This window comes from Roseateles hydrophilus (assembly GCF_026712245.1).
GTDB lineage: Bacteria > Pseudomonadota > Gammaproteobacteria > Burkholderiales > Burkholderiaceae_C > Pelomonas > Pelomonas hydrophilus.
Genome location: NZ_JAPPUY010000002.1, coordinates 139,304 through 159,405, shown reverse-complemented (window position 1 = coordinate 159,405; position 20,102 = coordinate 139,304). Strand labels below are relative to the sequence as shown.

The 20,102-nt window shown below is 71.0% G+C and carries 16 protein-coding genes; 7 read left to right on the top strand and 9 right to left on the bottom strand.

What is annotated here, in order from left to right; all coding sequences use genetic code 11:
* Positions 1 to 18 precede the first annotated feature (18 nt).
* The 7 genes from NYO99_RS07930 to NYO99_RS07900 all read right to left on the bottom strand — a co-directional run bounded on the left by NYO99_RS07930 (position 19) and on the right by NYO99_RS07900 (position 10,682).
* On the bottom strand, positions 19 to 1,695 hold the full coding sequence (locus NYO99_RS07930) for a SulP family inorganic anion transporter (protein ID WP_268166618.1): 1,677 nt from the start codon (positions 1,693 to 1,695) through the stop codon (positions 19 to 21).
* Positions 1,685 to 2,668, bottom strand: coding sequence for a tripartite tricarboxylate transporter substrate-binding protein (locus NYO99_RS07925; RefSeq protein WP_268166617.1), 984 nt, complete (start codon positions 2,666 to 2,668; stop codon positions 1,685 to 1,687). The genes NYO99_RS07930 and NYO99_RS07925 overlap by 11 nt, the downstream gene beginning before the upstream one ends.
* Positions 2,665 to 4,680 (bottom strand): GGDEF domain-containing protein, encoded by a 2,016-nt coding sequence (locus tag NYO99_RS07920; protein ID WP_268166615.1) that lies wholly within the window; start codon positions 4,678 to 4,680, stop codon positions 2,665 to 2,667. The genes NYO99_RS07925 and NYO99_RS07920 overlap by 4 nt, the downstream gene beginning before the upstream one ends.
* Positions 4,677 to 6,743, bottom strand: coding sequence for a GGDEF domain-containing protein (locus tag NYO99_RS07915; RefSeq protein ID WP_268166614.1), 2,067 nt, complete (start codon positions 6,741 to 6,743; stop codon positions 4,677 to 4,679). Before NYO99_RS07915 ends, NYO99_RS07920 begins: the two co-directional genes overlap by 4 nt.
* Positions 6,744 to 6,873: 130 nt before the next feature.
* Positions 6,874 to 8,550, bottom strand: a complete 1,677-nt coding sequence (locus tag NYO99_RS07910; protein ID WP_268166613.1) for an ABC transporter ATP-binding protein — start codon at positions 8,548 to 8,550, stop codon at positions 6,874 to 6,876.
* 4 nt (positions 8,551 to 8,554) lie between these two features.
* A complete protein-coding gene (locus NYO99_RS07905) occupies positions 8,555 to 9,565 on the bottom strand; it encodes an ABC transporter permease (RefSeq protein ID WP_268166612.1) in 1,011 nt (336 codons plus the stop codon).
* 178 nt (positions 9,566 to 9,743) lie between these two features.
* Entirely contained in the window at positions 9,744 to 10,682 is a 939-nt protein-coding gene (locus NYO99_RS07900; RefSeq protein ID WP_268166611.1) for an ABC transporter permease, read from the bottom strand.
* 261 nt (positions 10,683 to 10,943) lie between these two features.
* Between NYO99_RS07900 and NYO99_RS07895 the strand changes: the two genes are divergently transcribed.
* The 7 genes from NYO99_RS07895 to NYO99_RS07865 all read left to right on the top strand — a co-directional run bounded on the left by NYO99_RS07895 (position 10,944) and on the right by NYO99_RS07865 (position 19,156).
* Complete coding sequence (locus NYO99_RS07895; RefSeq protein ID WP_268166610.1) at positions 10,944 to 12,758, top strand: ABC transporter substrate-binding protein; 1,815 nt, start codon at positions 10,944 to 10,946, stop codon at positions 12,756 to 12,758.
* A gap of 2 nt (positions 12,759 to 12,760) precedes the next feature.
* Complete coding sequence (locus NYO99_RS07890) at positions 12,761 to 14,560, top strand: ABC transporter substrate-binding protein (RefSeq protein ID WP_268166609.1); 1,800 nt, start codon at positions 12,761 to 12,763, stop codon at positions 14,558 to 14,560.
* Positions 14,561 to 14,662: 102 nt separating this feature from the next.
* Positions 14,663 to 14,992, top strand: coding sequence for a PspC domain-containing protein (locus NYO99_RS07885; protein ID WP_268166608.1), 330 nt, complete (start codon positions 14,663 to 14,665; stop codon positions 14,990 to 14,992).
* Between the two features lie 109 nt (positions 14,993 to 15,101).
* Positions 15,102 to 16,730 (top strand): wax ester/triacylglycerol synthase family O-acyltransferase, encoded by a 1,629-nt coding sequence (locus tag NYO99_RS07880; RefSeq protein ID WP_268166607.1) that lies wholly within the window; start codon positions 15,102 to 15,104, stop codon positions 16,728 to 16,730.
* Between the two features lie 34 nt (positions 16,731 to 16,764).
* Positions 16,765 to 17,586 carry an esterase/lipase family protein gene (locus tag NYO99_RS07875; RefSeq protein WP_422395481.1) on the top strand — a complete coding sequence of 274 codons (822 nt, stop codon included), beginning with the start codon at positions 16,765 to 16,767 and terminating at the stop codon, positions 17,584 to 17,586.
* Positions 17,587 to 17,646: 60 nt separating this feature from the next.
* Positions 17,647 to 18,246, top strand: a complete 600-nt coding sequence (locus tag NYO99_RS07870) for an ATP-dependent Clp protease proteolytic subunit (protein WP_268166606.1) — start codon at positions 17,647 to 17,649, stop codon at positions 18,244 to 18,246.
* 13 nt (positions 18,247 to 18,259) lie between these two features.
* A complete protein-coding gene (locus NYO99_RS07865) occupies positions 18,260 to 19,156 on the top strand; it encodes an alpha/beta fold hydrolase (RefSeq protein WP_268166605.1) in 897 nt (298 codons plus the stop codon).
* A gap of 7 nt (positions 19,157 to 19,163) precedes the next feature.
* On the opposite strand, the gene NYO99_RS07860 is transcribed toward NYO99_RS07865, so the two are convergent.
* A complete protein-coding gene (locus NYO99_RS07860; protein ID WP_268166604.1) occupies positions 19,164 to 19,505 on the bottom strand; it encodes a hypothetical protein in 342 nt (113 codons plus the stop codon).
* 75 nt (positions 19,506 to 19,580) lie between these two features.
* Positions 19,581 to 19,994 (bottom strand): copper chaperone PCu(A)C, encoded by a 414-nt coding sequence (locus NYO99_RS07855; protein WP_268166603.1) that lies wholly within the window; start codon positions 19,992 to 19,994, stop codon positions 19,581 to 19,583.
* Positions 19,995 to 20,102: the final 108 nt, after the last annotated feature.

Here is a 20,102-nt window from a genome sequence, read left to right as displayed (position 1 = left end):
GACGGTATCAGAACGGCGTTACAGCTGCCCTGGCGCGTCCATGTCGGCCAGACTGGGCCTCAGGTCATGTTCACCGGCCTGGATGCCCTCGTGGTGGCTGAGGTAGAGCGACACGTCGTGGCGCTCCAGCCAGCCCACGGCCTTCAGCCGGTCCAGCACCGGGCCCTTGACCTCGGAGAACTCCAGCCGCAGCCCCTCGGCGCGCAGTGCGGTGTGCAGCTCCTCCAGCGCCGTCAGCCCGGAGACGTCGATGTGGTTGACCGGCGCCATCAGCATCAGCACACGCCGGGGCTCGCCGACGCTGGCCCGGTGCGCGCGCACATGGGCCAGCACCACGTCGGCCAGGCCACGGGCATTGGTGAACACCAGGCTCTCGTCGATGCGCAGGCCCACCACCTCGGGCCGGCACTCGACGGCATAGCGTTCCAGGTTGCGGTAGTGCTGCGTGCCCGGCACGCGGCCGATGCGCGCCACATGCGGCTGCGCCGTGCGCTGGATCAGCAGCGCGATGGAGCCCACCACGCCCAGCGCCAGCGCCGCACCCACGCTCCACAGCAGCACGGCGGCCGTGACGGCCGCCATCAGCAGGCCCTCGGCACGCGCATAGCGCCAGGCCTCGCGGTAGGGGCGCAGCGAGAAGCCACTCAGCACCGCGACGACGATGGTGGCCGCCAACACCGGCTTGGGCAGGTAGGCCAGCGGCCCGGCCAGCAGCAGCATGGCCAGTGCCATGAAGCCGGCCACGAACACCAGCGCCCAGCGGCTGCGCGAGCCCGCCTCATGCAGCAGGATGGAGCGCGAGAAGCTGCCCGCCACCGGCATGCCGCCCGTCACGGCGGCGACCAGGTTGGCTGCGGCCAGCCCGCGCATCTCGGCCGCAGGCAGCAGCTTTTCGCCGCGCCGCTGCGCCAGCGACTCGGCCACCGCGAGGCTGGACACGAAGGTCATCAGCGCCACCAGCGCCGCCGACGGCAGCAGGTGCAGCCACAGCGCACCATCCAGCAGCGGCAGGCCCAGCGGCAGCGACAGCTGCGGCAGTGCCCCCACCTGGGCCACGCCCTGCGCGGCCGGCGTCAGCGCGGCCACGGCCATGGCCCCCAGCAGCAGCAGCAGCGGTGCAAGCCGCGCCAGCGTGCGCGAGCCGGCCCGGCGCGACGCCAGCAGCAGCACCACGGCCACGCTCCCCCAGGCCAGGCTCAGCGGCTGCAGGCCCGCCTGCACCATCGCCAGCGCCAGGCCCGGCAGCGTGGCGCCGGTGGCCGCGCTGCCCAGCAGCACGGGCAGCTGGCTGGCCGCGATCATCAGCGTGGCGCCGGTCTCGAAGCCGCGCAGCGCCGGCACCGACAGCAGGCTGGCCAGCGCATCCAGGCGCAGCAGCGCGGCCAACGCCAGCAGCAGGCCCACCTCGGCCGCGAGCACCAAGGCACCGGCCTCGGGGCTGACGCCGGCCGGCAGCCCGGCGAGCGCCTGCGCAATCATCAACGCGAGCACCGCCACTGGCCCCAGGCCGAGCACGGGGCTGGAGCCCCACGCCGCATAGGCCAGCAGCGGCAACAGGCTGGCGTACAGCCCCACCTGGGCTGGCAGGCCGGCCAGCATCGCGTAGGCCAGGCTCTGCGGGATCAGCAGCACGGCCACAACGGCGCCGGCCATCAGGTCAGCCCGCCAGCGCCCCGAGGCGATGTCAGCGGTCAACCTGAACTCCCGACAGCTGGATCACACGCGCCCACTTCGTCATCTCGGCCGAGATCAGCGCCGACAGCTCCGCCGCACCGCTGCCGTGCACCAGCATGCCGCGCGCCGTCAGCCGCGCACGCAGCGCCGGGCCGGCGAGCGCAGCGACGCTGTCTTGCTGCAGGCGCGTCAGCGGCTCGATGGGCAGGCTGCTGGGCGCAAACAACCCCAGCCATGCGCTGGCCTCGTAGCCCTGCAGCGCCAGCCCACCGGCCTCCTCGACCGTGGGCAGTGCCGGCAGGCTGGGGCTGCGGCGCGCACTGGTCACGGCCAGCGCCACCAGCCGTCCGGCTTGAATCTGCGGCAGCGCGGCGGGCAGCGTGTCGAACATCAGGTCCATGTTGCCGGCGATGACGTCCTCCTGCGCCGACGCCGCGCTGCGGTAGGGAAAGTGCAGCAGGTCGATGCGCGTCAGCCGCTTGAACAGCTCACCAGCCAGATGCGTGGGATTGCCGTTGCCGCTGGAGGCGATGTGCAAGCGGCCCGGCTGCGCCGCTGCCACCCGCAGCAGGTCGGCCAGCCGGCGCACGCCGTGTGCCTGCGCGGTGGCCGGGTTCATCACCAGCACCAGCGGCACGGTGGCCACCAGACACACGGGCGCGAAGTCATGCACCGGGTCGTAGGGCAGGCGGCGCGACAGCAGCGGGTTCACGGCATGCGTGCCCAGGCTGCCCATCAGCAAGGTGCGGCCGTCGCCCACGCTGGCGACTTCGGCGGTGCCGATGTTGCCGTCAGCGCCCGGGCGGTTCTCGACGACGACCGGCTGCCCCAGCCGCTTCTGCAGCTCCGGCGCCAGCAGCCGCGCCGCCTGGTCGGCCGCGCCGCCGGCCGCATAGGGCACCACGATGCGCAGCGGCGGCGCCGGCTGGGCGCCCGCCGCCATGCCCGGGGCTGCGGCCAGCCACAGCAGCAGCGCACGTCGGCCCGGGCTCACGCGGACGGCCCCGTCAGCACCACCAGCTGCACCTGGCCCTGCTGGCAGGCGGCGTCGAAGTCCTGCAGGATGGCGGCCAGCGTGTCAGCATCCGGCGCCTGCACGCCCGCAATGCCAATGGCGCGGTTGCGACCCTCGGCCTTGGCCTGGTAGAGCACCATGTCGGCCCAGTTCACGGCCTGTTCCCAGTGCAGGCGCAGCTGGGCACCACCGCGCCCGCCCAGCGGGAAGCTCGCAAAGCCCAGCGACGCCGTCACGCGCAGCGGCCCCTCGGGCGTGGCCACGGGCGTGCCGCCGATGCCGTTGAGCACGCGCGCGGCCATCTGCGCCAGGTCCTCGCCAGGCAACTCGGGGGCGAACACCAGGAACTCCTCGCCGCCCCAGCGCGCGACCAGGTCGGTGTCGCGCACGGCGGCGCGGATGCGCCGGCCCACCTCGACGAGCACCGCATCGCCCGCCGCATGGCCATGGCGGTCGTTGACGTGCTTGAAGTGGTCGATGTCGATCATCATCAGCGCGCCGCGGAAGCCGTCCGCGCCGAGCTCATGGCTGCGCGCGTCCATGACGGCCAGGAAGTGGCGGCGGTTGGACAGGTCGGTCAGCGGGTCGCGCTCGCTTTGCGCACGCAGCAGCTGCTGGTTGGCCGTCAGGCGGGCCTGCGCGCGGCGCATGCGCAGCAGCGTGGCGCCCACCAGCACGATGGACAGCAGCAACAGCACGCCCACGGCCAGGCCCAGCTGCTGCAGCAGCCGGCGGTTGGCGAGTTGCTGGTCTTTGAGCTGACCGTCACGCGCCAGCAGCGCCAGGTCGCGCTGCTTGGCGGCGGTGTCGTACTTGCGGCGCAGCTCCTCCAGCGCACTGGCGCGGTTGCGCTCGTTGATGCGGGCGCTCAACTCGCGCTCGCTGCGGTAGGCGGCCAGCGCCTCCTTGTGCTGGCCGGCGTCGGCCCAGGTGTCACCCAGCTCGCGCAACTCGCCCGCACGCGACACAAGCTCGGACGGGTCCAGCTGGAACTCGGCCACTCGCGCCAGCTCCTGGCGCGCCGCATCGAACTGGCGCAGCTTGATGTGGGTGACCGCCAGGTTGTGATGCAGCGCGCGCTCGTAGGTGCGGTCGCGGAAGCGCTGCAGCACCGGCAGCGCCAGCCGCCCGGCGGCCAGCGCCTCGCGGTACTGGCCCAGGTACATGTAGGCATCCACCAGGTTGGCGCGCAGCTGCGCCGCGAGATGGGGCGACCGGGCCTGCTCGGCCAGCGCCAACCCGGACTCCAGTGCCGCACGCGCCGCCTGGCGTTCGCCGGCCCGCCGCTCGACGACGGCCTCGGCATTGCGCACCCGCGCGCTGGCCAGCGCGTCGCCCTGGGCCTCGGCCAGCGCAGCACGGATCTCGGCACGCGCAGCGTCCAGGTCGTCCTGCGCCTGCAGCAGCACGGCCAGCTGCGCCATGAACAGCGCCGCCAGGTGCCGGTCTCCCCCCGCACGAGCCAGCGCCAATCCGCGCCGCACGCTGCCCTCGGCCTCCACCAATGCGCCCTGGCCGGCCTGCTCGCGCTGCAACAGGCGCAGCGCATCGGCGGCGGCGCGGAAGTCGCAGCCCGGAGCGCGCACTGCGTGCGCCTCGTCACCGGCCGGGCAGCGCCGGCCCAGGCCTTCCAGCGCCCGCGCGGCGAGCATGCCGGCCGGCTTGCCGGCGCGCTCCTGCGTCAGTGCGCGCAGCAGCCAGCCGTGGTCGGCCCCGCCCTCCAGCCCGGCCAGCTTCAGCGCCACGGCATCGGCAGCCTCGAACTGGCTGCCAGCCAGCAGCACGCGCCCACGGGCGTAGAGCCAGGCGATCTCACGCGCCGGCTCGGCCCCCTGCGGCCAGCGACGCTCCAGCTCGGCCAGCATGGCGGCCGGCTCGTCGAAGGCGCGTCGGGTGAGCTGGGCCAGCTGCTCGCGCTCAGCCGCCAGGTCGGGCACGGCGGCGGCCGGCAGGGCCAGCAGCAGCGCCAGCGTCAGCATGACGGCCCTCACGCCCGCCCTCCTGGCAACGCGACGCCACCACCCGGCCCACTGAGCGCAATCAGGCCGACCTGGCCCTCGCTCCACGCAGCCTCCAACCGCGCCGTGAGCTGCTCCACGGCAGCCACGTCGCTCGCATGGATGCGCTCCACGCCATAGGCCTTGTTGCGGCCATGGGCCTTGGCCAGGTAGAGCGCCGTGTCGATGAGGTCGATGGCGCGCTCCCAGGGCAGGCGCAGGCCGTGCGGCGGCACCGGCAGGCTGACGAAGCCGATGGAGGCCGTGACGGCAATGCTGCGCGACTGGTAGGCCACGGGCTGGCTGCCGATGAGGTCCAGCAGGCGCTGGGCCAGCTGCGGCGCGAACAGGCCCTCGCGGGAGGCCGCGACGATGAGGAACTCCTCGCCGCCCCAGCGCACGACCAGGTCGTCATCCCGCACCGCCTGGCGCAGCCGCGCGGCGATCTCGGCCAGCACGGCGTCGCCTGCGGCATGACCGAAGCTGTCGTTGAGGCGCTTGAAATGGTCGACATCGATGAGGAAGACACTGGCCGACAGCCCGTCCGGGCCGGACAGGCTGCGGATGGCCGCCTGGAAGTGGCGCCGGTTGGCCAACCCGGTCAGCGGGTCGGTCTCGCTCTGGTGCTTCAGTGACGCATTGCTCGTGGCCAGCGCCTCGTTGGTGCGGCGCACGCGCCGGAAGGCCTGCCACATCAGGCCCAGCGACACGACCACGCAGCCCCCCAGCGCCGCCCACAGCATCAGGCCCAGGTTGCGCTGCTGCACCTGCTCGGTCTTGAGGGCGTTGTCGCGGTTCAGCAGTTCGATGTCGCGCGCGCGCTGCTCGGCGTCCTGCCGCTCTTGGGCCTCCAGCAGCAGCTGCCGAGTCTCGTCGCGCAGCACGCGCTCGGACAGCCGGCGGTACTCGCGCCAGGCGTTCACGGCGCCGGCCAGGTCGCCCGCACGCTCCAGGAAGATGGCCAACTCCTGCCAGCCATCCGACGCGTAGGCGATGGAACCCTGCTGCTCGTCCAGCGCGATAGCGGCACGCGCCTCGCTGGCGCCCTCGGCCACGCGGCCCAGCGCGATCTTGGCCAGCCCGATGTTGGAACGGGCCACGCCCTCGGCGCCCAGGCTGCCCGTGGCCAGCGCCAGCGGCAGCGCCTGTTCGGCGAGCTCCAGCGCACGGGCGTAGCGGCCCTGGCGCAGGTGGTAATCCGCGAAGTTGCCCAGGCCCAGCGCGCGCACCGAGTCGGCGCCGGCCACCGCCGCCTGCTCCAGCGCGTCGGCATAGGACTGCAGCGTGATGCTGGCGTCCGCGTCGTCGGTGTGGATGATGCCGCGCATGGTGTAGACGCTGTTCAGCGTCATCGGGTCGGGGTCTTTCTGGGCCTCGGTCAAGGCCTGCGCGACCAGCTGGCGCGCCCGGGCCGGCGTGTCGGCGCGCATCGTCGTGTACGCCAGATCGGCCAGCGACAGCGCCACCCGCCAAGGCTGGCCGATCTGCTGGGCCAAGCGCAAGGTCTGATGGCCCTCGGTCATGGCGGCGTCCAGCTCGCCGATGTCGCCACAGATGTGGGCCAGCAGGCGGTGATAGCGCCAGCGCTGCAGCGGGCCCGTGGCGGCCAGCGCCGCGGTGTCCACATCGGCCAGGCGCTTGCGCGCGCCACGCAGGTCGGCTTGCGAGCGCAGGTACTCGGCATCCACCGTGGCTGCCGCCACCTTCGCCTCGGCGCGCTGCTCGGCCACCGGCCAGGCGCGCAGCCGGCGCACCAGTTGCTGGGTCAAGGCCCGGTCGCGGGCCATCGCCGCCAGCTGGCCGCGCATCACGACGACATCCAGCCGCGCCGCACCGCCGGGCACCGCGTCGGCCGCCTGGCGCAAGGCCAACTCATACTGCGCGGGCTTGGCGCGCGCGGCGCGTTCAATGCGGGTCAGTTCACCGGCCAGGCGGTCGTCGGCCGGCGCCACGGCCGACACAGAACCCGCCCCGGGCGCCTGACTGCCGGGCGAACAGGCAGCCAGCAGCAGCCCCGCGGCAAGCGCGGCGCCGACGGGGAAGAGGCGGGCCAGCATCAAAGGCATCAAGGCAGCAGAGCCGGAGCGGCAACGCCCCGAGGCTCGCATTTCAGCGCGCCAGCGGGCAGCCCGTCATCCGGGCAAAACAGCAGAGCGTTCGGATTGCACACGCCCTGCCGCATCTCGTTCAGGCGCTGGGGCCCTGGTAGCCGCGTGGTACCGCACCCAGCAGGCGGCGCGTGTACTCCTCACGCGGCGCCGACACCAGCGCCTGCGTGGCGGCCTGTTCGACAACGTCGCCGTTCTGCATCACCAGCACCTCGTCGGAGATGAACTTGACGACGGCCAGGTCGTGGCTGATGAAGATGTAGCTGAGGCCGAACTCGTCCTGCAGGTCCTTCAGCAGGTTCAGCACCTGGGCCTGCACCGACACGTCCAGCGCCGACACCGACTCGTCCAGCACCAGCACCTCGGGCTGCAGCGTCAGGCAGCGCGCAATGGCAATGCGCTGGCGCTGGCCGCCGGAGAACTCGTGCGGGTACTTGGCCATGGCGCTCTCGTCCAGGCCCACCTTCTTCAGCAGCGCCACCGCGCGCGCCTCGCGGTCGGCGCTGTCGGTACCGATGCCGTGGATCTCCATCGGCTCGCGCAGGGTCTGGGCGATGGTGAAGCGCGGGTTCAGCGAGGCATAGGGGTTCTGGAACACGACCTGGATGCGGCGGCGCATCTGCTGCCAGTCGGCACCGCTCATCTTCAGCAGGTCACGGCCGTCGAACATCACCTGGCCGCCGGTCGGCTCGTGCAGGCGCAGCAGCGTCAGGCCCATGGTGGTCTTGCCCGAGCCGGACTCGCCCACCACGCCCAGCGTGTAGCCCTTGCGCAGCTTGAAGTTCACGCCCTTGACGGCCTTGAACTCGCGCTTGCCGAACACGCCCTGCTTGAGCCAGAAGCTCTTCTGCAGGCCGGTGACCTCCAGCACCACGGGGGCGTCGGGGTCCTTGGCCTTGTGGTCCATGTTGGCGGCCTTGCCGGCGATGTGGTCGTCGATGACCATCAGCCGCGCCGGGTTCTCGGTCAGCGAGGGGCGGCAGGCCAGCAGGGCCTTGGTGTAGGCGTCGCGCGGCGCGTTGAAGATGTCGGCCACCGGCGCGGCCTCGCGGATCTCGCCGTGGCGCATGACGACCACATGGTCCGAGATCTCGCCCACCACGCCCAGGTCGTGGCTGATGAAGAGCATGGACATGCGGTGCTTGTCCTTGAGCCGGCCCATCAGCTCCATGACCTGGCGCTGGATGGTGACGTCCAGCGCCGTGGTGGGCTCGTCGGCGATCAGCAGCTTGGGCTCGCAGGCCAGCGCCATCGCGATCATCACGCGCTGCTGCTGGCCGCCGCTCATCTCGTGCGGATAGGCCGACAGGCGCCGCTTGGGCTCGGGGATGCCCACCTCGTGCAGCAATTCCTCGGCGCGGGTCAGGGCCTGACGCGGCGACAGACCCAGGTGCGTGATCAGCGGCTCCATCAGCTGCTGGGCCACGGTGAACACCGGGTTCAGCGAGCTCATCGGGTCCTGGAAGACGCAGGCGATCTCCTTGCCGCGCATGGCCTGCAGCTCACGCAGCGAGGCCTTCAGCAGGTCGCGGCCCTGGAACAGGATCTGCCCGCTGCGCTCGGCGTTGCTGGGCAGCAGGTTCAGGATGGACATCGCCGTGACCGACTTGCCCGAGCCCGACTCGCCCACCAGCGCGACCGTGCTGTTCTCGGGGATGTCGAAGCTGACGCCCTTGACGGCCAGCGCGCGCTTTTGCTCGCCGTTCTCCTTGCCGAGGCGGAAGGCGACCTTGAGGTCTTGGATGCTCAACAGCATGGTGTTACTCCAGGCCTCTCAACTTCGGATCCAGCGCATCACGCAGCGCATCGGTGAACAGCGCGAACGCCGTCACGAACAGCGCCATCGTGAAGGTCACGGCGGCCAGCTGCCACCAGTAGCCGAGGATCAACTCGCTCTGCGCCTCCGACAACATGGTGCCCCAGCTCACCTGGTCCACGCTGACGCCAAGGCCCAGGTAGCTCAGGATGACCTCGCTCTTGATGAAGCTCACCACGTGCAGGCTCAGCTGCACCAGCGCCACGTGCGACACGTTGGGCAGGATGTGCTTGAACATGCGCGACGCACTGCTCGCGCCAATGGCCTCGGCCGAGCGCACATACTCGCGCTGGCGGTGCTTCATGAACTCGGCGCGCACGAGGCGGTAGATGCCGGTCCAGCCGGTCAGGCCCAGGATGAGCACCACCGACAGCACGCCACGGCCGAAGATCACCGCGAACGCAAAGATCAGCAGGATGGACGGGATGGCCGTGAAGACGTTGTAGACCCACTCCAGCGCATCGCCGATCTTGCCGCCGAAGAAGCCCGACACGGCCCCGAGCAGCGTGCCGATGACGGTGGCCACCAGCGCGGCCAGCAGGCCCACGACGATGGACACCTCGGCGCCCTTGAGCACCTTCTGCAGGATGTCGCGGCCGAAGCGGTCGGCCCCCAGCGGCAGCGTCTCGGCGCGCTGGATGTCCTCGGTCTGGTACTTCTTCGCGGCCTCGGCCCACTCGGCGTAGCGCGGCGCCAGCGGGTCCACATCGGACAGGTCGACGTTCGGGCCCTTGGGCGACTCGATGGCGCCCAGGGCCTCGGCAGCCCGGGCACCGACGAGGTGCGGCGGCGCGTTGGGCACCGCAATCTCCTTCTGCCAGTTGCCGGCCACCACGTCGGCGGCGGCCAGCACCACCAGCACCATGAAGGCGGCCACGATCCACAAGCACACCATGCCGACACGGTCGGCCTTCAGGCGCTTCCAGGCCAGGGACCACACGCCCTGGGATTTCATTGCTACCGCACTCACTTCTGTTCTCCGCAACGCGTTGTGGCGGGCCGAGCGCCGGGCCGCTCCCAAGCCGGCCCGCTCTGGCGATGTGCTTGCGGCTTGATGCCGCAAGCATCGCCGTCCCCTCGGGGGACCGACCAGACTCGCTCGCGTCCAGCGACGCGAGGATGGGCGAGGGGCCTCACTTCAGCACCACTCGCGGATCGACCAGGCTGTACAGCAGGTCGGTGATGAGGTTCACCAGCATCGTGATGGCGGCGAGGTAGATGGCGAAGGCCTGGATGACGGGGTAGTCGCTGCGGTTGACGGCCAGCAGGATCTCGCGGCCCAGGCCCGGGATTGAGAAGAACACCTCGATCAGGAAGCTGCCGACGAACACGCCCGGCAGCAGCACCGACACATTGGTCATGATGGGGATGAGCGCGTTGCGCAGCACATGCTTCATCAGCACGGTCTTCTCGGTCAGGCCCTTGGCGCGCGCGGTGCGCACGTAGTCGTGGCCCAGCTCATCGAGGAAGAAGCTGCGGTACAGCCGCGTCTGCGGCGCCAGCGCCACCAGCGACACGACGATGACCGGCAGCGGCGTGTAGGTGCTGAGGTTGGTCCAGAACGAGTCGCTCCAGCCCTGCACCGGGAACCAGCCGAGGCGGAAGGCGAAGAAGTACTGGAACACGATGACGTAGACCAGCAGCGACACCGACACGGCGATGGTGGTGGTGATCATGACCACGCGGTCCGTCAGGCTGCCGCGCACATAGGCCACGCCCATGGCCAGCGGAATGGCCAGCAGCACTTCCAGCAGCAGGATGGGCACCATCACCGTCAGCGTGGCCGGCATGCGGCTCAAGAACAGCTGGCTGACCTTCTCATTCGTGGCCCAGCTGTTGCCCCAGTCGAAGGTGACGATCTGCTTGAGGAAGATCCCCAGCTGCACCCACCAGGGCTGGTTCAGCCCCAGCTGTTCGCGGATCGCATTGATCTGCTCTTCGGTGGCGGACATGCCGCCGAGGATCTCGGCGGGATCGCCGCCGAAGAACTTGAACAGGAAGAACACCAGCAGCACGACCCCCAGCAGCGTGGGGATCATTTGCCACAAGCGCCGGATCAGATAAGCCGTCATCGGGCGGCCCCTTCTTCAGACAACACCTACAACAAGACGAAACCCGCCGGGGCGGGTTTCGAGGACGAGGGCCCGGAGTCTAGGCGACATCTGAAGCCCCCTGGATGGGGTTAGCCAGCGATCGGGCGCTGCCGTTGTCAATGCGCAAACCAGGCACTTGGGCTCCGCCCCAGGCGAAGCCTTCCGCCCATTGCCTACACTCGCGCCCACTGCGCCGCCGGCCCTGGGCCGGGGCGTGCTCAAGAGGTCGTTGGAGTGGGGATGAGAAACGTCTTGTTGGCGGCGCTTGCCGCAGGTGTGCTGGCGGCGGCGCCGCTGCGGGTGGGTGCCCAGGCGCCGGCCGAGCCCAAGGTGCTGCGCTATGCCTTCCGCAGCGACATCACCAGCTTCGACCCCGCCAAGGTCTCCGACACCTACTCCAACACGCTGATCACCGGCATGTTCGACGCGCCGGTGCGCTGGGCCTACCTGGCCCGCCCCTTCAAGCTGGAGCCCTCGGGCTGCGAGCTGCCCGAGGTGTCGGCCGACTACAAGACCCTCACCTTCAAGGTGCGCCCGGGCCTGTTCTTCCATGACGACCCGGCCTTCAAGGGCAAGAAGCGCGAGCTGGTTGCGGCCGACTACGTCTACTCGCTCAAGCGCCACTACGACCCGCAGACCAAGAGCCCCAACCTCTACATCCTGGAGGGCGCGGGCGTGCTGGGCCTGAGCGAGCTGCGCAAGAAGGCGCTCAAGGACAAGACGCCGTTCGACTACGACACGCCCGTCGAGGGCCTGAAGGCGCTGGACAAGTACACCTGGCAGATCAAGCTCGCCAAGCCCGACCCGCGCTTCGTCAACAACCTGGCCAACCCGCTGGCGGCGGCGCTGGCGCGCGAGGTGGTGGAGGCCTATGGCGACCGCATCGGCGAACACCCGGTGGGCACGGCGGCCTTCATGCTCAAGCGCGACGAGTGGCGGCGCTCCAGCCGCATCGTGCTGGTGAAGAACCCGGCCTACCGCGACGAGTTCTACAACGAGCAGGCCCCCGCCGACCGCCCCGACCTGCAGGCCATGGCCGAGCGCCTCAAGGGCCGCAAACTGCCCATGATCGACCGGCTGGAGGTGGCCATCATCGAGGAGCCGCAGCCGCGCTGGCTGGCCTTCCTGAACGACGAGGCGGACTTCCTCCAGGAGCTGCCGGCCGAGTTCATCAGCGTGGCCGCGCCCAACGGCCAGCTCGCGCCCAACCTCGCCAAGCGCAACATCAAGATGAACCGCTACCCGCAGGCGGACATCAACTTCACCTTCTTCAACATGAAGGACCCGGTCGTCGGCGGCTACGAGCCGGCCCAGGTGGCGCTGCGCCGCGCCATCGGCCTGGCCTATGACGTGGACCGCGAGATCCGCCTGGCGCGCAAGGGCCAGATGGTGCCCGCGCAGGGCCTGATGCCGCCCGGCACCTGGGGCTACCGGCCAGACCTGAAGACCGAGATGAGCGAGCACAACATCGCCAAGGCCAAGGCGCTGCTGGACCTGCACGGCTTCAAGGACGTGGACGGCGACGGCTGGCGCGAGCGCCCCGACGGCAGCGAGCTGCGCCTGCAGCGCGCCACCCAGCCCACGGCCGACTACCGCGTGCTGGACGAGCTGATGGAGAAGGCCATGCGCGCCATCGGCATCCGCATCGGCTTCAAGCAGGGCAAGTTCCCGGAGAACATCAAGGCCAGCCGCGCCGGCAAGCTGCAGATGTGGAACCTCGCCTGGGTGGCCACCACGCCCGATGCCGGCTACCACCTGGCCATCGCCTACGGCCCCAACGGCGGCCAGGCCAACCACAGCCGCTTCGACCTGCCGGCGTTCAACCGCCTGTACGAACAGCAGGCCGTGCTGCCCAACGGCCCCGAGCGCCAGCAGGTCATGGACCAGGCCAACAAGCTCGTCGTGGCCTACATGCCCTACAAAATCAGCGGCCACCGCATCTGGACCGACCTGAGCCAGCCCTGGGTCATCGGCGCGGAGCGCAACGTCTTCCGGCGCGACTTCTGGCAGTACGTCGACATCGACACGGCCGCCAAGGCCGCAGCGGGGCGCTGACCATGCGTGCGCTGCTGCTGACCCTGGGCCTGGTGATCGGTAGCGCACAAGCGGCAGAGCCGCCGTCCGCCACCGGCCCCAAGACGCTGCGCTACGCCTTCCGCGTGGCCGAGACGGGCTTCGACCCCGCCAAGATCCTGGACCTGTACTCGCGCACCGTCACGCCGCACATCTTCGAGTCGCTGGTCACCTACGACTACCTGGCGCGGCCGGTGCAGCTCAAGCCCCTGACGGCTGCCGAGCTGCCAACCTCCAACGCCGACTTCACGCAGTGGACAGCGCGCGTGCAGCCCGGCATCTACTTCCAGGACGACCCGGCCTTCGGCGGCAAAAAGCGCGAGCTGACCGCAGCCGACTACGTCTACACCTACAAGCGCTTCGCCGACCCCAAGGTCGCTTCGCCAGCCTGGAGCACCGTGGAAGGCTGGCGCGTGACCGGCCTGAAGGCCGCCCGCGATGCGGCGCTGAAGAGCAAGCGCGACTTCGACTACGACGCCCCCATCGCCGGCCTGCAGCAGCTGGACCGCTACACGCTGCGCTTCCAGCTCGACAAGCCCAACCCGCGCTTCCTGCAGGAGCTCGCGAACGCCGACCTGTTTGGCGCCGTGGCCCGCGAGGTCATCGAGGCCGCGGGCGACCAGACCATGGCCCGCCCCGTGGGCACCGGCCCCTTCGTGCTCAAGCAATGGCGGCGCGGCAGCCTCATCGTGCTGGAGAAGAGCCCCGCCTACCGCGAGCGCGTCTACGAGGCCAACCCCGCGCCGGACGACGCCGAGGGCCAGGCCTTGCTGACCAGGTTCAAGGGCCGGCGCATCCCCATGATCGACCGCGTGGAGATCAGCATCCTGACGGAAGACCAGCCGCGCTGGCTGAGCTTTGTGCGCGGCGAGCACGACTTCCTGGAGCGCGTGCCTGAGCCCTTCATCGGCATCGCGGCCCCCAACAACCAGCTCGCCCCCAACCTCGCCAAGCAGGGCATGAAGCTGCACCGCACGCTGGGCTCCGACGTCTTCCTGGCCTTCTTCAACATGGAAGACCCGGTCGTCGGCGGCCTGGCGCCGCAGCAGATCGCGCTGCGCCGCGCCATCGCGCTGGGCATGGACGTGCAACGCGAGATCCGCCTCGTGCGCGGCGGCCAGGCCATTCCTGCGCAGGGCAACTTCCCGCCGCACACGCTGGGCTACGACCCGGCCTTCAAGAGCGAGAACGGCGACTTCGACCCGCCGCGCGCCAAGGCGCTGCTGGACCTCTACGGCTACCGCGACCGCGACGGCGACGGCTGCCGCGACGCGCCCGACGGCGGCCCGCTGAAGCTGGAGATGGGCACCACGCCCGAGGGCATCCAGCGCCAGATCGATGAGCTGTTCGACAAGGACATGCGCCGCATCGGGCTGTGCATCCCGTTCCGCACCGCCAAATGGCCCGAGCAGCTGAAGGCGGCCCGCGCCGGCAAGCTGCAGATGTGGATGGTGGCGTACTCGTCGGCCCAGCCCGACGCGTACAGCGCCGCCACGCGCTTCTCCAGCACGCACGCGGGCGGCAACAACATCGCCCGCTTCAGCCTGCCCGAGGCCGACCGGCTGGTGGACGAGATCGCCAGCATGCCCGACGGCCCCGAGCGCCTGGCCAAGCTGCAGCGCCTGCGCAGCATCGGCGTGGCCTACATGCCCTACAAGATCAAGGGCCACCGTTTCCTGCTCGACATCGAGCAGCCGCAGCTGCGCGGCTACCGCCGGCCGATGTTCATCCAGAACTGGTGGGAGTACGTGGACATCACGCCCACCACACCGCCCATCCACTGAAATCGCCGGGTGCATGCCGCCGTTTCGACGGCCTGTCGCACGCCGCTGGCCCGTGCGCGGCAAGCCGGTAGGCTTCGCCCCATCAACACCAAGGAGCCCACCATGAACGACGCCGACGAACTCAACAAGCTGGCTGACCTGCACGCCCGTGGCGTGCTCAGCGACGCCGAGTTCGCCCAGGCCAAGGCCCGCGTGCTGAGCGGCCACGCCCAGCCCGGCACCGGCACCGCCCCCACGCCGGCCGTGCAGGCCATGAATGCGCTGCGCCGCAGCCGCATGGACCGCTGGCTGGGCGGCATCTGCGGCGGCATCGCCCGCGCCACGGGCGTGGAGTCGTGGATCTGGCGCCTGATCTTCGTCGCGCTGTTCCTGGCCGCCGGCAGCGGTATCCTGCTCTACATCCTCCTCTGGATCTTCGTACCGGAGGAATAACGGAGGCCGCCAGGCCGACCCCTCAAGCGACTGCCACGGAACCGGCTTTGCCGGGCCGTCGGCAGTGCCCCCTTGAGGGGGCGGCCGTCAGGCCGTAGGGGGTGGTCTCATGCAACTGCTCGCCGGCCTTGATGCCAGCTTTCTGCACCTGGAAACGCCGCAGATGCCCATGCACGTGGGCGCGCTGCACCTGCTGGAACTGCCGGCCGGCTACGACGGCGACTACGCCCAGGACCTGCGCGACCACCTGCGCGCCCGCCTGCCTCAGCTGCCCGCACTGCGCCGCCAGTTGCTGCCCATGCCGCTGGGCCTGTCCAACCCCGGCTGGGTGGAGACCGAGCCCGATCTGGACATGCACGTCGTCGAGATCGCGCTGCCCGCGCACAGCGGCCTGGCCGAGCTGGAGGCGCAGGTCGGCGAGCTGCACACGCAGCTGCTGGACCGGGCCCGCCCGCTGTGGAAGTTCCATGTGTTCACCGGGCTGGAGCCCGGCCACGACGGCGAGGTGCGCGTGGGCCTCTACACCCAGCTGCACCATGCGGCGGTGGACGGCCAGGCCGCCGTCGCGCTGGCGCAGGTGCTGCTCGACACCAGCCCCGAACCACGCGCGCCCGGCGCGCTCGCCGCACGCGGCCGCAAGCGCCACGCCCCCGGCAAGCTGGGCCTGCTGCGCACCGCCGTCGGCCAGCAGTTCAGCCAGAGCCTGAAGCTGGTGCGCCAGCTGCCCGGCGCGGCCGGCGTGCTGGGGCAGATGGCAGCCGGCGCCGTCGGCAGCGCGCTGGCCGGCACGACGCTGACCACGCTGCGCCGCAGCCTGACCGACGCCACCGGCCAGGCCGCCGCCCTGCTGCGCGGCCGCGCCGACCTGGCGCAGCTGGGCTCGGCGCCCCGCACGCGCTTCAACGTCAGCCTGTCCGACACGCGGGCCTTCGCCACGGTGTCGCTGCCGCTGGCCGAGCTGAACCGCACGCGCCGCCGGCATGGCGCCAGCCTCAACGACGCGGTGCTGTTCATCGTCGGCGGCGCGCTGCGGCGCTTCCTGACCAAGCACGGCCCGCTGCCGCGCAAGCCGCTGATCGCCGCCGTGCCGGTGTCCATGCGTGCGGCGGGCGACACCACCGCCAACACCCAGGCCACCATGAGCCTCATGAGCCTGGGCACCCACCTCGCCCGCCCGGCGGACCGGCTGGCCCATGTGCTGGCCTCCAGCCACGCCACCAAGGCGCAGCTGGGGCCGCTCAAGCAGCTCATGCCCACCGACTTCCCGGCGCTGGGCATTCCGTGGCTGATGCAGGCCGGCGCCCAGCTCTACGGCCGCGCCCGCGTGGCCGAAAAGCTGCCTGTGGTGGCCAACCTCGTGCTCTCCAACGTGCCGGGGCCGCAGGTGCCGCTGTACCTGGCCGGCGCCCGCATGCTGAGCAACTACCCGGCCTCCATCGCCGTGCACGGCCTGGCGCTGAACGTGACGGTGCAGACCTACGACCAGTCGCTGGACATGGGCCTGATGGCCTGCGGCCACGCCTGCCCCGAGACCGCCGAACTGGCCGCCTACGTGGAGACGGCCTTTCTGGAGTTCCAGGCCCTGCCCGCGGCCGAGGACAAACCGGCCCGCAAGACGACGGCGCGCAAGCCTGCAGCCAAGGCGCCGGCCAAGCCGGCCCGCCGTCAGCCCGGCGTCACCCCGGCGACACCGCGCGCCCGGGCAAGCACGCCCCGCAAGAAGGCCGCCGCCGGCTGACAATGCGGGGGCTTCGCCCGTTTCCCCGTTCCGCATGCCCGCCTCCCGCCCGCCGCGCATTCCGCGCCGGCCTTCCTCGACGCCCGACACCGCCGACCACGACGACCTGCGCGCGCCCAACGCCTGGCTGCTGATGCTGGAGGGCCGCGCGCCCTGGGAGTACGCCGCGCTGCTGGCCGCGCTGCCCTGGATGCGCAAGCTGCCGCGCGGTGACGGCCACCCGGTGCTGGTGTTCCCGGGCCTGGGCGCCAACGACCTCAGCACCGCGCCGCTGCGCGCGCTGCTGGATGCGCTGGGCTACGCCACCCAGCCCTGGGGCCAGGGCTTCAACTTCGGCCCGCGCACCGGCGTGCTGGAGCAGTGCAAGGCCCGGCTGCAGGACCTGCAGCGCCGCCACCACCGCAAGGTCAGCCTGGTGGGCTGGAGCCTGGGCGGCATCTATGCGCGCGAGCTGGCCAAGGAATGCCCGGCGCAGGCCCGCTGCGTCGTCACGCTGGGCACGCCCTTCACCGGCCACCCGCGGGCGACGAACGCCTGGCGCTTTTTCGAGATGGTCAGCGGCCACACCGCCCACGACGCGACGCTGCTGGACGCCATCCGCGAGGCGCCGCCGGTGCCCACGACATCCATCTACTCCAAGACCGACGGCGTTGTCGCCTGGCGCTGCAGCGTCATGGAGCCCTCGCCGCTGGCCGAGAACATCGAGGTGCAGGCCAGCCACATCGGCCTGGGCTTCAACCCGATGGCGCTGTACGCGCTGGCTGACCGGCTGGCCCAGCCCGAAGGCCAGTGGCAGCACTTCGAACCCAAGGGCGCGCGACGGTGGTTCTACAAGACCCCGCACGCCACCGACTGACCCCACATCGCTTCCCCGCCGCAACAGCCTGTATGGTTGCGGCCTGACACAAGGACTGCCATGCACCACCACACCCTCGCCGCCGACGACAAGGCTGCCAAGAAAGACGCCGCCCCCGAGAAGATGGAAGAGCAGCTGCTCTTCAAGGGCCGCTACGTGATGATCTTTGGCGAGATCGACGACAAGATGGCCCACGCCACCTGCCGCCGCCTGCTGGCGCTGAGCCAGGAGTCCGACGCGCCCATCACGCTGCTGATCTCCAGCCCCGGCGGCCACGTGGAGAGCGGCGATGCCATCCACGACATGATCCGCTTCGTGCGCGCCCCGGTCACGGTGGTGGGCACGGGCTGGGTTGCCAGCGCCGGCACGCACATCTACCTGGCCGTGCCCAAGGAGCGCCGCCTGGCGCTGCCCAACACGCGCTTCATGATCCACCAGCCGGCCGGCGGCGCCGGCGGCCAGGCCAGCGACATCGCCATCCAGGCCAAGGAGATCATCCGCACCCGCGAGCGCATCGCGGCCACCATCGCCACGGCAACCGGCCAGCCGCTGGAGCGCGTGCGCGTGGACATCGAGCGCGACTTCTGGATGGGCACCGACGAAGCCATCGCCTACGGCCTGGTGTCGCGCGTCATCGAGCGCCAGGCCGACCTGGGCTGACGACGCCCGACTGATGCAGGTCAGCGCCAACGGCGTCCGGCTCGAAGTCGACCTCCGCGGCCCGGCGGACGGCGAGCCGCTGCTGCTCATCATGGGGCTGGGCATGCAGCTCGTGGCTTGGCCCGAGGGCTTCGTGGACGCGCTGGTGAGCCACGGCTTTCGCGTCATCCGCTTCGACAACCGCGACGTGGGCCTGTCCCAGCCCTTCGACGCGCTGGGCACGCCCAACCTGCCGCTGACCGCGCTGCTGCACACGCTGCACCTGCCGGTCAAGGCGCCCTACCAGCTGGCCGATCTCGCGCGTGACGCCGTCGGCGTGCTGGACGCACTGGGCATCACCCGCGCCCATGTGTGCGGCGCCTCCATGGGCGGCATGGTGGCGCAGCACCTGGGCTTCTCGCATGGCGAGCGGCTCAAGAGCCTGACGCTGATGATGACCACCAGCGGCGACCGCGCCCTGCCCACCGAGAGCCTGCGCGTGCGCCGGGCGCTGCTGTCACGCCCGCGCCCTGCGGCCACGCCGGAGCAGCGCCTTGAGCATGTGCTGGATCACTTCGTCGCGCTGTACCGGCTGATCGGCAGCCCCGGCTACCCGACCGAGCCGCAGGCGCTGCGCGAGCGCATCGCGCACAGCGTGCGCCGCTCGTTCCGGCCGCAGGCGGTGGTGCGCCAGCTGGTGGCCATCGCGGCCGACCGTCACCGCGCCGCCCGGCTGGGACGCATCGCCACGCCCACGCTCATCCAGCATGGCAAGCATGACCCGCTGATCCCGGTGGCCGCCGCGCACGACCTGGCCCGGCGCATCGCCGGTGCGCAGCTGGACATCATTGCCGGCTGGGGCCACGACCTGCCCGAACCGCTGTGGCCGGCGCTGGCGGCCGGCATCGCCGCCAACGCGGCACGCGCCTGAGCCCGGCTCAGCGCTGCACGTCGGCCAGCGACGCCACCGCCTGGTAGGCCTCCAGCGCCCGCTCCAGGTTGGGGCCGCCTTCCATCTGGGCCCGCTTGAGCGCCAGCTGGGCGGTCTCGGTTTGGTGCTCCTGGTCCGACACCGTGCCATCGCGGTTCACGTCCGCGCTGACGCGGACGGTGCCGGTGGCGACCTTGGCCGTGTCCTGCGACGCCGCCGCCCGCGTGCCGGCAGCCGACACGTTTACCACAGCGGAGGCGGCGTCCGGCTCGGCCAGGCGTGCCGGCGCGGGCGACGCAGCCACCCCGGCTGGGGCGGCGCTGGCGGTGGCGTTGACGGGAGGCAGCACAGCGGTTTCCGACGACAGGATCAGTGCAGATCGACCCGCGTGCCGCGAACTTGAGCGTTTTCTGGCGGGGCTGCCTCAGCGCGCCTTGGCCTGGACGTCCACGGCCGTGCGCTTGCCGTCCGCCCCCTCGACCGTCAGCGTCAGCGGCACGGTGTCGCCGGCCTTCACCGGCGCCGTCAGGCCCATCAGCATGACGTGGTAGCTGCCCGGCTTCAGCGCCACGGCCTGGCCGGCCGGCAGTGCGAGGGCCTCGACCTGGCGCATCTTCATGACGCCAGCGTCCATCTTCATCTCGTGGATCTCGACCATGCCGGTCAGCGGCGAGCTGACGGCCACCAGCTTCATCGGCTTGTCGGCGGTCAGCTGCATGAAGGCGCCGGTGGCCTTCTGCGGCGCCACGGTGGCGCGCACCCAGGGGTCGTCGACCTTCACCTGGGCCTGGGCGGCAGCAGCGGTGGACAGGAGGGCGGCAAGCAGCAGGCGGCGCATGGCAGTGGCTTCGGTAGCAATGAGGAAGCGCCATTTTGCGCAACTCCGCTGAGTGTGCGCGCTTGACGCCCAGTGTCCACGTGTACTATCGTACTAGTACACGTTGGC